We start from the raw sequence: 13313 nt of genomic DNA on the forward strand, positions 1-13313 counted from the left end.
CAAAGACGGCGAAAATCAACCCTTGGTAAGGTCAACCAACGGCGTCTGCCGCACCTCAGTCTCCCGCCCACCTTGAATCTCGCTGACCTGCTTCAACGCCTTATCCACAGCGGTCTTATCCGCCAGCAAGCCGTAGCTGATGCGGAACTGTTTCTGCTCCTTCGGCCCAATGATTGGCACCAGGTTCAGTGGCCGCTGATACCGGCGGTTGTAGGAAAAACTCGTGCCTGGCTCCAGTCCCGTGACATAGCCCTGCCCTTGGGTATCGGTGTTTTTCCACAGGGAGAACACGGGCAGTGTTTGAGTGTTGAAACCAACCGAGACGCCCAGGCTGCCGGCCTTGTTATGCAGGACGGTCAATGTATCGCCCTTGGCATCGGCGTAAGGCACTACGTTGTAAACCGTTTCGTCGTAGTCCTTGGTCGGTCCGCGATAGGTTTGCCAGTCCGGCAAATCGCTTTTGGCTTTATCGTTGAACGGCGACACCTGTTTCACCGGCGCAGCGAAGCGGGCGCCTTGCTCCAGGAATGGGGTGCTGAAGTTACTGTGATACAGCGCCTGGTATTCCTTCGGATAGTCGCCGTTGTTGGTCAGGGTGTCGTTGAGGGCGAACGCTACGCTGCCGGGCTCGGTGACCAGTTCGGTCGCGACCGAGAAGTCGACTTTCTTGAAAGCCTGCTCTTTCAGCTCGCCGCGCAGGCTGATGGCGTACGGCGGTTTTTCATCAATGTGCAAGGTGACTTTGTTGGCCGGGATATTGGCAGCGCGACCGTGCAGGGTCAGCAGTTCGCCGTTGTCGATGCCGGGGTGGCCGACCCACTCGTAACCGCAGCGGGTGACCAGCTCATTGAAGCCTTCCAGCCAGCCCAGGCCACCACGGCCGTTGAGCTCGATGAAGGACGGATTGACCACTTCCTTGACTGGTGAATCCCAACCCATGCGCACGTTACCGACCGAGGCCTGCAGGACGTTCATGCCGCGAGTTGGAACTACCGAAAGTTTCATCGTGCCGTTATCGATGTCGACGATGCTGACGCCTTCCTGCCGACCGCCGTGCAAGGTGCGCAGGGTCACGCTGAAAGGTTTATCGGTTTTTATGCCGAGTTGCTGGCTGGTGACTTGCCAGTTCTGGGCGGCCTTGTCGGTGTCGAGCAGGACGTAATCCCAGGCTAGTGCTTGGGAGGCAGCGGACAGTGCGCTGAGGGCAACGACGAGTTTGAGTGGGGTCATGGCAATCGCCTTTGTTGGAGTTGTGCCATTTTTATAAACTTGATGAAACGTTTCAGCAAGAACATAAGTCGAGAAAATGCCAAGAAAGACAATTGATCCGTAGATGGGGGGGCAAACGGAATTGAGTCGATGCCATCGATTCAGCCAAGGCGTTCGACATCCGGTAACTCCATGGCCCGGACCTCGCCTTGCAGGAAATCGCTGAGGCGACGCAAACGCTCGCCGCCAGGGCGGGTTTTCGGCCAGACCAGGTAATAATTCTCACCACTGGCGACGGCGGTCGGCCAAGGCAAACTCAGGCGTCCCTGGGCTACATCTTCCGCCACCATCAGCAGATCGCCCATGGACACGCCATAGCCCCGCGCGGCGGCGATCATGCCCAGCTCCAGGGTATCGAATACCTGTCCGCCCTTGAGCGACACCTCATCGGCCAGCCCCATGCGCTCCAGCCAGTTGCGCCAGTCGCGGCGGTCCGGAGTCGGATGCAGCAGCTCAGTACTGGCCAGACGCGCAACGTCCCACGGTTGATCCTTCAGAAGATTTGGCGCGCCCACGGGAATCAACTCTTCGGGGAACAGGAAAGTCGCTTCCCAGTCCGGTGGAAAATGCCCGTTGCTGAGTATGACGGCGCAGTCGAAAGGTTCATGGTTGAAATCCACCGAATCGACGTCCATCCACGCGCTGGTCAATTGCACTTCGTTGCCCGGCTGCAGATGACGGAAGCGACTGAGGCGCGCCAGCAACCAGCGCATGGTCAGGGTCGAGGGAGCTTTCATGCGCAGGATGTCGTCTTCGGCGCGCAAGGTATTGCAGGCCCGCTCCAGGGCGGTGAAGCCTTCGCGAATGCCCGGCAACAACAAACGGGCCGACTCGGTCAGTTGCAGGTTGCGGCCACTGCGGTGAAACAAGCGGCAGGCAAAATGCTCTTCGAGCGTACGAATATGCCGACTGACTGCACTTTGGGTAATCGACAGTTCTTCGGCCGCACGGGTAAACGAGCTGTGTCGCGCCGCCGCTTCGAATGCGCGCAGAGCATACAAGGGAGGAAGACGACGGGACATTGGGAAAGCTCCTACTGCGGGGTTCGCCCACCCTAGCAGAAACTCTCCAGCATGAGTTTGAATCATGCTATCCATCCTTTTTATCCCTTTGTGCAAACCCCGCAAAGCGCCGAGAATCGGTCTTTCCTGTTCCCTTTGATAATCGAGCGTGATGACCATGCAGCATCCAGCACGTACTGAACTCTGGGCCATCCTGCGGCTGGCGGGGCCGCTGATTGCCTCGCAGTTGGCACACATGCTGATGGTCCTCACCGACACCCTGATGATGGCGCGCCTGAGTCCCGAGGCATTGGCCGGTGGTGGGCTCGGTGCGGCAACCTATTCGTTCGTGTCGATTTTCTGCATCGGCGTGATTGCAGCAGTCGGCACTCTGGTGGCGATCCGTCAGGGTGCTGGCGATATTGTCGGGGCTACCCGGCTGACCCAGGCCGGGCTGTGGCTGGCGTGGTTGATGGCGCTGGTTGCCGGTTTGCTGCTGTGGAACCTCAAACCGGTCTTGCTGCTGTTCGGGCAGACCGAAACCAACGTCAACGCGGCCGGTCAATTTTTGATCTTCCTGCCGTTCGCCCTGCCCGGCTATCTGAGCTTCATGGCCCTGCGCGGGTTCACCAGCGCCATCGGCCGCGCAACACCGGTAATGGTGATCAGCGTGGGCGGGACGGTTGCCAACTTTTTGCTCAACTATGCGTTGATCACCGGCATGTTCGGTCTGCCGAAACCGGGGCTGATGGGTATCGGGCTCGTGACTGCGATTGTCGCCAATCTCATGGCGCTGGCGCTGGCCTGGCACATTCGTCGGCATCCGGCCTACAACGCCTATCCGCTACGCCAGGGTCTGTCGCGGCTGAACCGCCCGTACCTGAAGGAACTGTGGCGCCTGGGCCTACCGATTGGCGGCACCTACGCGGTGGAAGTCGGGCTGTTTGCTTTCGCCGCGCTGTGCATGGGCACCATGGGCAGCACGCAGTTGGGGGCGCATCAGATTGCCCTGCAAATCGTCTCGGTGGCGTTCATGGTCCCGGCGGGGATTTCTTATGCGATCACCATGCGCATCGGCCAGCACTACGGTGCCGGACAATTGCTGGATGCACGGCTGGCCGGGCGGGTCGGCATTGCGTTCGGGGCGGCGGCGATGCTGTGTTTCGCCATGGTCTTCTGGCTACTGCCAAACCAGTTGGTCGGCCTGTTTCTCGACCACAACGACCCGGCGTTTCGCGATGTCATCAACCTTGCCGTGAGCCTGCTGGCGGTGGCGGCATGGTTCGAGCTGTTCGACGGCGTGCAAACCATTGCCATGGGCTGCATTCGTGGGCTCAAGGATGCCAAGACCACCTTCCTCGTCGGCCTGGGCTGCTATTGGCTGATTGGCGCACCGGCGGCGTGGTGGATGGCGTTCCACCTGGACTGGGGGCCAACGGGCGTCTGGTGGGGCCTTGCGCTGGGGCTGGCGTGTGCGGCGGTGAGCCTGACGCTGGGGTTTGAGTGGAAGATGAAGCGGATGATTCGGCGCGAGTCGACGTCACAGAATGGCTTCACAGTCGCTCAGCCAGATTGAGATCCCCCTGTGGGAGCGAGCCCTGTGGCGAGGGGGCTTGCCCCCGCTCGGTTGCGCAGCAACCGCAAAGCCAGAAAATGCAATGTACCTGACATAACCCGGTTGCAGGATTTGGGGTCGCTTCGCGACCCAACGGGGGCAAGCCCCCTCGCCACAGAAGCCCTCCCACATCGGTCTGCGGTCAGCTCACGACTTCCAGCATCGGCTGCTGACTGGAGCCAAACGTCAGGTACTCCACCAGCTCGGCCAGCGGCAATGGTTTGCTGATCAAATACCCCTGCACCTGATCGCATTCAAACCCGCGCAGCAGATCCAGTTGCTCCGGCGTTTCCACGCCTTCTGCGACCACCTCGAGGTTGAGGTTGTGCGCCAGGTTGATCATCGCGTGGACCAGTTTGCGGTTTTCCTCACGCTGCTCCATACCGCCGACAAAGCTCTTGTCGATCTTCAGCAAAGTGATCGGCAGGCTGTTGAGGTGCACAAACGACGAGAACCCGGTACCGAAGTCGTCGAGGGAGAAGCGCACGCCGAGGCGCCCTAGGGCGTCCATGGTCTGCTTGACCAGATCGCTGCGGCGCATCACGGCGGTCTCGGTCAGCTCGAACTCCAGCCACTGCGCCTCGACACCGCGCTCGGCAATCAGGCGACTCAGGGTCGACAGCAACTGGCTGTCCTGGAACTGCCGGAACGACAGGTTGATTGCCATGTGCAACGGCGGCATTCCAAGTTCAAGCAACGCCTGCATGTCGCGCAAGGCGCGGGAAATCACCCAGTAGCCCAGCGGCACAATCAGACCACTTTGCTCGGCCAGCGGCACGAATTCGCTCGGTGGCAGCAAGCCGCGCTCGGCATGCCGCCAGCGCACCAAAGCTTCGAGGCCGACGATTTGCCCGTCTTCGAGGTTCAGCCGTGGCTGGTAATGCAGCTCCAGCTCATCGCGACGCAGTGCCCGGCGCAGCTCGGTTTCCAGGTCGGCGATGCTGCGGGCATTGCGGTTGATACGCTCGTTGAAAATGTGAAAGGTGCAGCCCTGGGTGCTTTTGGCCTGCTGCATTGCGATGTGCGCATGCCACATCAGCGGATCCGCGCCGGTCTGGGCCCGGGCGTAGGCGATGCCCAGGCTGGAGCCGATCAGCAGGCTTTCGCCATCGACCCAATAAGGCTCGGCCAGCGCTTCGCTGATGCGCTCGGCCATCCACTCCGCACGCTGGGGAGCGCGACGGGTGTCGATCAGCAGAGCGAATTCATCACTGCCCAGGCGCGCCAGTTGATCGCCGACCTCAAGCTGGCTCTTGAGCCGCGCCACCACTTGCAGGATCAGGCGGTCACCGGCCTGATGGCCGAGGGCGTCGTTGGCATAACGAAAGTTGTCGAGGTCGAGATGACCGAGGGCCAGGCCACGACCGTCGTTTTCCGCCAGGCGTGCCGTCAACAGGGTCTGGAAGCCCTGACGGTTGGCGATGCCGGTCAGCGGATCTTGCTCGGCCAGGCGTTGCAGCGTGTTTTCCAGGACGCCGCGTTCGCGCACATGGCGCAGGCAACGGCGCAACATGCCGGGATCGAGCAGGTCGCGCACCAGCCAGTCACTCACGCCGTCGGGCGGGGTCAGCGGCTCATGGTCGAGCAACAACACCGTCGGCAGGCTGCAACGACCCGGCGCCGGTTGAAGTTGCGGGATGGTCAATAACACCGCGCTGTGGTTGTCATCGAACAGGCTGCTGACCGACTCCCAACTCGGCGCGCTGATGAGCACGGCCGAGCTCCCCATAGGAGCCAGACACTCGCGCAACAACGCTGCCCACGCTGGCTCTTCGGCCAGTAGCAGCAAACGCAAGGGTTCGACAGGCGTAGACAAGCTAGCTCCCTAGACTCTGCAAAGATGTAGGCGACGGGCATTATGCCGTTCCGATGACCAATGACAATGGCATCAGTGAGCAAAACGAACCCTTTGTATCCGCAATTACGAACATTAGCCGCAAATTCGTTGCGCATCCTGCGTGAAAGTAACAAAACCGGCAATTACAGATAGCGCGCTACGTCACAAGTCGGACAGAGCAGCACAATTCGCTGAGCCTGTTAAAATGCCGGCCCATTTCGTGACTGACTCCTGAATTTACCTATGTCCCGACTCAATCCCCGGCAGCAAGAAGCCGTGAACTACGTCGGCGGCCCTCTATTGGTGCTCGCCGGCGCAGGCTCCGGCAAGACCAGCGTGATCACGCGCAAAATCGCGCACCTGATCCAGAACTGTGGCATTCGCGCCCAGTACATCGTCGCCATGACCTTTACCAACAAGGCCGCCCGCGAAATGAAGGAACGGGTCGGCACCCTGCTGCGTGCCGGTGAAGGGCGCGGGCTGACGGTCTGCACGTTCCACAACCTGGGCCTGAACATCATCCGCAAGGAACACGTGCGGCTGGGCTACAAACCGGGCTTCTCGATCTTCGACGAGACCGACGTCAAGGCCCTGATGACCGACATCATGCAGAAGGAATACTCGGGCGACGACGGCGTCGACGAGATCAAGAACATGATCGGCGCCTGGAAAAACGACCTGATCCTGCCGGCCCAGGCCCTGGAAAACGCGCGCAACCCCAAGGAACAGACCGCCGCCATCGTCTACACCCACTACCAGCGCACGCTCAAGGCGTTCAACGCGGTGGACTTCGACGACCTGATCCTGCTGCCGGTGAAGCTGTTCGAAGAGCACGCCGACATCCTGGAAAAGTGGCAGAACAAGGTGCGCTACCTGCTGGTCGACGAATACCAGGACACCAACGCCAGCCAATACCTGCTGGTGAAAATGCTCATCGGCAAACGCAACCAGTTCACCGTGGTAGGCGACGACGACCAGTCGATCTACGCCTGGCGCGGTGCTCGCCCGGAAAACCTGATGCTGCTCAAGGACGACTACCCGTCCTTGAAAGTGGTGATGCTGGAGCAGAACTACCGCTCCACCAGCCGCATCCTGCGTTGCGCCAACGTACTGATCTCGAACAATCCCCACGAGTTCGAAAAGCAGTTGTGGAGTGAAATGGGTCACGGCGACGAGATCCGCGTGATCCGTTGCCGCAACGAAGACGCCGAGGCCGAGCGCGTGGCCATGGAAATCCTCAGCCTGCACTTGCGCACCGACCGCCCGTACAGCGATTTCGCGATCCTGTATCGCGGCAACTACCAGGCCAAGTTGATCGAGCTGAAGTTGCAGCATCACCAGGTGCCGTATCGCCTCTCCGGCGGCAACAGCTTCTTCGGACGTCAGGAAGTGAAAGATCTGATGGCTTACTTCCGTCTGATCGTGAACCCGGACGACGACAACGCGTTCCTGCGGGTGATCAACGTGCCGCGCCGCGAGATCGGCTCGACCACGCTGGAGAAGCTGGGCAACTACGCCACCGAGCGCAAGATCTCGATGTACGCCGCCACCGACGAGATGGGTTTGGGCGAGCATCTGGACAGCCGCTTCACCGATCGCCTGTCGCGCTTCAAGCGTTTCATGGACCGGGTGCGCGAGCAGTGCGCCGGCGAAGACCCGATCTCGGCCCTGCGCAGCATGGTCATGGACATCGACTACGAGAACTGGCTGCGCACCAACAGCTCCAGCGACAAGGCCGCCGACTACCGCATGGGTAACGTCTGGTTCCTGATCGAGGCGCTGAAGAACACCCTGGAAAAAGACGAAGAAGGCGAAATGACCGTCGAGGACGCCATCGGCAAACTCGTCCTGCGCGACATGCTCGAGCGTCAGCAGGAAGAGGAAGATGGCGCCGAAGGCGTGCAGATGATGACCTTGCACGCCTCCAAGGGCCTGGAATTCCCCTACGTGTTCATCATGGGCATGGAAGAGGAAATCCTCCCGCACCGTTCCAGCATCGAAGCCGACACCATCGAAGAAGAACGTCGCCTGGCCTACGTGGGCATTACCCGCGCGCGTCAGACCCTGGCCTTCACCTTCGCCGCCAAGCGCAAGCAGTACGGCGAGATCATCGACTGCGCACCAAGCCGCTTCCTCGATGAACTGCCGCCGGACGATCTGGCCTGGGAAGGCAACGACGACACACCGACCGAAGTCAAAGCCGTGCGTGGCAACAATGCATTGGCGGATATACGCGCGATGTTAAAGCGCTAGAATTGACCACTTTTTAATTGAACATCGGCATAGCCAGGCGCTGTAAAAACGTAGCGAGCGAAGGTAAGACAAGGCAAAAACAGGCGAGGAAGCGGAGTTTACTGGCTGTAAATGAGCATTCCGAGCCTGTTTTTAACGCAGGATTACCGAGCGCAGTAGTTTTCACAGTGTCTGGAGCCAACTGAGGACAGCTTCATGGAAGCATTGCACAAGAAAATTCGCGAAGAAGGCATCGTGCTTTCCGACCAGGTCCTGAAAGTCGACGCCTTTCTGAACCACCAGATCGACCCGGCCCTGATGAAGCTGATCGGCGACGAATTCGCCACGCTGTTCAAGGATTCGGGCATCACCAAGATTGTCACCATCGAAGCCTCGGGCATCGCCCCGGCGATCATGACCGGTCTGAACCTGGGTGTGCCGGTGATTTTCGCCCGCAAGCACCAGTCCCTGACCCTGACCGAAAACCTGCTGTCGGCGACCGTGTACTCGTTCACCAAGCAGACCGAAAGCACCGTGGCCATTTCCCCGCGCCACCTGACCAGTAGCGACCGCGTGCTGATCATCGATGACTTCCTGGCCAACGGTAAGGCGTCCCAGGCACTGATTTCGATCATCAAGCAGGCTGGCGCCACCGTGGCGGGCCTGGGCATCGTGATCGAGAAGTCGTTCCAGGGCGGCCGTGCGGAACTGGACTCGCAGGGTTATCGCGTAGAATCCCTGGCCCGAGTGAAGTCGCTGGCCGATGGTGTTGTGACCTTTATCGAATAAAGCCGCCACAACGCACATCCCCCTGTGGGAGCGAGCTTGCTCGCGATTGCATAGTGTCAGTCGACATCTTCGTTGACTGATACACCGCTATCGCGAGCAAGCTCGCTCCCACAGTTGTTTTCGGTGACCAGTTACTGCCCAGTCGCCTTGAGGCCTGTGAGCAGCAGGCGCTGATACAAATCCTCCTTCATCCCCTCCGGGCTGGCCAGTTGCATGCGTTGCAGATGCTCCTGGAACAACGCAGGCTCCGGCGCGTCCAGCGCTGCCTTGCCCAACTCCAGCACCTCACTCAGCTTGAACTTGCTCTTGAGCCAGTTCAGCGCCCGCAACAGATCCTGCTCGACCTCGGTGAAATCACAGCCCAGCGGATACTCCGGAAACAGCTGCGGATGCCGCGCCTGAATCGCCAACAAACGCTGCGGATTGTTATAGCTGAAGCGCGGATCGAGACGGAAGTCCTTGGGCAGTTTGCCGACTTTCTGCGCCTGCTCGATCAATCCCGGCTGAAAACGCGAGTCGCTGATATTGAGCAAGGCCTCGATCACTGCCGCATCGGTCTTGCCACGAAGATCGGCGATGCCGTATTCGGTGACCACGATGTCCCGCAAGTGCCGGGGAATCGTGCAGTGACCATACTCCCAGACGATGTTCGAGCTGACGTCGCCGCCGGACTCACGCCAGCTGCGCAGTAGCAACACCGAGCGCGCACCTGCCAGCGCATGCCCCTGCACCACGAAGTTGTACTGCCCGCCTACGCCACTGAGCACACGTCCGTCTTCGAGCTGATCCGCCACCGCGGCACCGAGCAAGGTCACGGTGAACGCGGTGTTGATGAACCGCGCATCCAGGCGCTGCAAGCGCTTGAGTTCTTCCTGGCCGTAGAGCTCGTTGATGTAGCTGATGCGGGTCATGTTGAATTCGAGCCGCTTGCTTTGCGGCAATTCGCGCAAGCGCTCGTAGTAGCTACGCGGACCGAGAAAGAAACCACCGTGCACCGAGATGCCATCAGTTTGTGCAGCCTCGTCGAGGGTGCCGGCATTCGCCTGCTGCTGGGTCGCCACATCCGGATAAACCTTGCGTTGCACGATCCCGGCATCGGCCAGCACCAGCAAGCCGTTGACGAACATTTCGCTACAGCCATACAGGCCTTTGGCGAAGGGGGCGATGCCGCCTTCGCGCTCGATCAGTTGCGCCCAGTGGCTGAGGTTTACGTCTGCCAGTAAAGCCCTGTATCCGTCGTTGTCGGCTTGCCGCGCCAGCAGCGCCGCTGTCAGCGCATCGCCCATGGAGCCGATGCCGATCTGCAAGGTACCGCCATCACGCACCAGGGTGCTGGCGTGCACCCCGATGAAATGGTCCTGACACCCCACCGGCATGTTTGGCGTGGAAAACAGCGTGGTGTTGTCCTTCTCATCGATCAGCAGGTCAAAGGTGTCGATGCCGACTTCCGCATCGCCGGGCATGTAAGGCAGATCGTTGTGCACCTGGCCGACCATCAGGATGGTTTCTCCGGCGGCGCGGCGCCTGGCGATCATCGGCAACAGGTCGAGGGTGATGTCCGGGTTGCAGCTCAGGCTCAAACGGTCAGGATGCTCGGCGTGGCTGGCCACCAGCTGCGCCACCAGATTCAACCCGGCGGCATTGATGTCCCGCGCCGCATGGCTGTAATTGCTGCTGACGTAATCCTGTTGCGCCGCGGCACTGTTGAGCAGGCTGCCGGGCTGCATGAAGAACTGCTGGATGTGGATGTTGTCCGGCAGACTATCGCGGCGCAGGTCGGCGAGAAATTCCAGCTCCGGATAGTCGCCGAAGACCCGTTCGACAAAGGGTTCGAGAAAGCGCTTTTGCAAACCATCGCCCAAGGGCGGGCGCCCCAGGCACAACGCGGTGTAGATCGTCAGCCGTCGTTCGGGCGACTGTGCGATCCGCCGATACAGCGCGTTGACGAAGTGATTGGGTTTGCCCAACCCCAGAGGCAGGCCCATGTGGATATGCGCCGGCAACCGTGCCAAGACGTCATCGACTGCCTGTTCGATAGAGCACAACTGAACCATCGGATCCTCCCTCACGTTCCATGACTTGGGCCTGGACCGAGCTTGCCGGGTCTTTGCTGCAATGAACAGCCATCCGGGTTAAATCACAGGCACAAAAAAGCCGCTCGAAAGCGGCTTTTCCAGCAGCAAGACTCAGGCTTATTTCAAGCCGGACATCTTCTGGATGGCGCCTTTGAGCTCGGCGTCGGAGCAATCGGCGCAGGTACCTTTAGGCGGCATCGAGTTGATACCGGTAATGGCTTTGGCCAGGATGCCGTCAAGGCCGCCCTGGTGATCGGCACGCTCTTTCCAGGCAGCGGCATCACCGATTTTCGGTGCGCCCAGCAGGCCTGAACCGTGGCAAGCGTTGCAATGTTTTGCAATCACTTCATCCGGAGTTTTCGCACCACCACCGCCGCCAGCGGAAGCGGCCACTTCCATGCCCTTGCACTCTTTACCCTGAACACAAACCTGGCCGACTGGCTCAAGGCGTTTGGCGATATCGTCATTGGTCGCAGCTTGAGCGCTGACACTGACAGCCCATAGGGCCAATACGGTTGCTGGTGCAGCCAGCATTTTCATAATTAGGTTCACGCGTTCACCCTCAATGGTGGCTAGTCACGCCTACGGCCACGGTTCGCAGGCGGGCGCAAGTATAGCGGTAAGCCCGTCGCACTGAAACAACCCCAAAGTCGAAGGGGTCTTAGGCCGCGACGGAAAAACAGCCCGGGCGCCTCTGCGATGCTGGCAGGACGCCTCTTTTCTTAGAAATTCGCCGGTGTGGCTGCGCTGATTAGTCGCGCCGGCACATCGAACGGATTACGAAAACGGTGTGGCTTGGTACTTTCAAAGTAGTAGCTATCGCCGGCTTCAAGGACAAAAGTTTCGAGACCGACCACCAGTTCCAGTTTTCCTTCGACCAGGATGCCGGTTTCCTCGCCCTCATGGGTGAGCATCTCGTCACCGGTGTCGGCGCCTGGCGGATAGATTTCATTGAGGAATGCGATGGCCCGGCTCGGGTGCGCCCGACCGACCAGCTTCATGGTCACCGCGCCATCGGAAATATCGATCAGCTCGTTGGCCTTGTAGACAATCTGGGTCGGTTTTTCCTGCAGGATTTCTTCGGAAAAGAACTCGACCATGGACATGGGAATCCCGCCCAGCACTTTGCGCAGCGAACTGATCGAGGGACTGACGCTGTTCTTCTCGATCATCGAAATCGTGCTGTTGGTGACCCCCGCCCGTTTGGCGAGCTCACGCTGGGAAAGGCCTTTGAGCCTACGGATGGATTGCAGTCGTTCACCGACGTCCAAAGCTTGCGCCTCCAGGATTCAGATTGTTGGAATAGTGAGCGTTATCATGGCGACAGCGTTCAGTATTTACAACACCTTGACCTGAATCCTGCTCAGCGAGGCGACTTCCGGTCTGGAGCCCTGCGCACTAAGCCCCGGAATAGAGCAGTGGCACCCGGCGCAGGTTGCAAAAGATCTGGTAAGGAATCGTGCCGGCAGCCATGGCCACATCACTGGCGAGGATGTTTTTGCCCCACAACTCGACGGTCGAACCGAGGCCGGCCTGCGGGACATCGGTCAGGTCGATGCAGAGCATGTCCATCGATACCCGGCCGATCAACTGGCTGCGCTGCCCGGCAACCAGCACTGGCGTGCCGGTCGGTGCCAAACGCGGGTAGCCATCGGCGTAACCCATGGCCACGACACCAATGCGCATCGGTTTAGGGGTGATGAATTTGGCGCCGTAACCGACGGGCTCGCCAGCCGGCAACTCGCGCACACTGATCACTTTCGATTCCAGGGTCATGACCGGTTGCAGCCGCGATGCTGCTTCGTTGGCCTCTTCGAAGGGCGTCGCGCCATAAAGCATGATGCCTGGGCGCACCCAATCGCTCGGAATCTGCGGCCAACCGAGCACCGCCGGCGAGTTGCGCAGGCTGACCTCGGCGGACAAGCCCTTGCGCGCGGCTTCAAATACCGCCACCTGATCGGCACTGGCTTGCTCGTGCAGTTCATCGGCACGCGCAAAGTGGCTCATCAGCACCACTTTCGCGACCTTGCCGCTGGCCAACAGTCGCTGGTAGGCCGCCTGATAATCCGCCGGGTGCAGCCCCACGCGGTGCATGCCCGAATCGAGCTTCAGCCACACGGTGATCGGTTTGCTCAACGCCGCTTTCTCGATGGCTTCGAGTTGCCACAACGAATGCACCACGCACCAGAAATCATGCTCGACAATCAGCGCCAGCTCATCGGCTTCGAAAAAACCTTCCAGCAGCAGGATCGGCGCGCGAATGCCCGCCGCCCGCAGCTCCAACGCCTCTTCGATGCAGGCTACTGCAAACCCGTCCGCCTCGGCTTCCAGCGCCTGGGCGCAACGCACCGCGCCATGGCCATAGGCATCGGCCTTGATCACAGCGAGGGCCTTGGCCCCCGTGAGTTCACGGGCGATTCGGTAGTTGTTGCGCAAGGCTTGAAGGTCGATCAGGGCACGGGCAGGACGCATGGCGGCAGACTTCTGGTCGGGTT

10 protein-coding genes are annotated in these 13313 nt (G+C 60.2%); 3 read left to right on the top strand and 7 right to left on the bottom strand.

What is annotated here, in order from left to right:
• Positions 1-15: 15 nt before the first annotated feature.
• Complete coding sequence (locus ACM6G4_RS09290) at positions 16-1230, bottom strand: aldose 1-epimerase family protein (protein ID WP_414913536.1); 1215 nt, start codon at positions 1228-1230, stop codon at positions 16-18.
• Between the two features lie 140 nt (positions 1231-1370).
• Positions 1371-2291, bottom strand: coding sequence for a LysR substrate-binding domain-containing protein (locus ACM6G4_RS09295; RefSeq protein ID WP_414913537.1), 921 nt, complete (start codon positions 2289-2291; stop codon positions 1371-1373).
• A 157-nt stretch (positions 2292-2448) separates the two neighbouring features.
• Between ACM6G4_RS09295 and ACM6G4_RS09300 the strand changes: the two genes are divergently transcribed.
• Positions 2449-3846, top strand: a complete 1398-nt coding sequence (locus tag ACM6G4_RS09300; protein ID WP_056726672.1) for a NorM family multidrug efflux MATE transporter — start codon at positions 2449-2451, stop codon at positions 3844-3846.
• Between the two features lie 181 nt (positions 3847-4027).
• On the opposite strand, the gene ACM6G4_RS09305 is transcribed toward ACM6G4_RS09300, so the two are convergent.
• Positions 4028-5701 carry a putative bifunctional diguanylate cyclase/phosphodiesterase gene (locus ACM6G4_RS09305; RefSeq protein WP_056726344.1) on the bottom strand — a complete coding sequence of 558 codons (1674 nt, stop codon included), beginning with the start codon at positions 5699-5701 and terminating at the stop codon, positions 4028-4030.
• 264 nt (positions 5702-5965) lie between these two features.
• On the opposite strand from ACM6G4_RS09305, the gene rep reads away from it, so the two are divergent.
• A complete protein-coding gene (gene rep / locus ACM6G4_RS09310; RefSeq protein ID WP_056726343.1) occupies positions 5966-7975 on the top strand; it encodes a DNA helicase Rep in 2010 nt (669 codons plus the stop codon).
• A 195-nt stretch (positions 7976-8170) separates the two neighbouring features.
• Complete coding sequence (locus ACM6G4_RS09315; RefSeq protein ID WP_046038985.1) at positions 8171-8743, top strand: xanthine phosphoribosyltransferase; 573 nt, start codon at positions 8171-8173, stop codon at positions 8741-8743.
• Between the two features lie 131 nt (positions 8744-8874).
• On the opposite strand, the gene ACM6G4_RS09320 is transcribed toward ACM6G4_RS09315, so the two are convergent.
• The 4 genes from ACM6G4_RS09320 to alr form a co-directional block, all read right to left on the bottom strand.
• Positions 8875-10797 carry an acetyl-CoA hydrolase/transferase C-terminal domain-containing protein gene (locus ACM6G4_RS09320; protein WP_414913538.1) on the bottom strand — a complete coding sequence of 641 codons (1923 nt, stop codon included), beginning with the start codon at positions 10795-10797 and terminating at the stop codon, positions 8875-8877.
• A gap of 138 nt (positions 10798-10935) precedes the next feature.
• Positions 10936-11358 (bottom strand): c-type cytochrome, encoded by a 423-nt coding sequence (locus ACM6G4_RS09325; RefSeq protein WP_033047925.1) that lies wholly within the window; start codon positions 11356-11358, stop codon positions 10936-10938.
• A gap of 182 nt (positions 11359-11540) precedes the next feature.
• Positions 11541-12089, bottom strand: a complete 549-nt coding sequence (locus tag ACM6G4_RS09330; protein WP_008023455.1) for a cupin domain-containing protein — start codon at positions 12087-12089, stop codon at positions 11541-11543.
• A 127-nt stretch (positions 12090-12216) separates the two neighbouring features.
• Positions 12217-13290, bottom strand: coding sequence for an alanine racemase (gene alr, locus ACM6G4_RS09335; RefSeq protein ID WP_056726341.1), 1074 nt, complete (start codon positions 13288-13290; stop codon positions 12217-12219).
• Positions 13291-13313 lie beyond the last annotated feature (23 nt).

Source organism: Pseudomonas sp. IT-P258 (genome assembly GCF_949767825.1).
GTDB lineage: Bacteria > Pseudomonadota > Gammaproteobacteria > Pseudomonadales > Pseudomonadaceae > Aquipseudomonas > Aquipseudomonas monachiensis.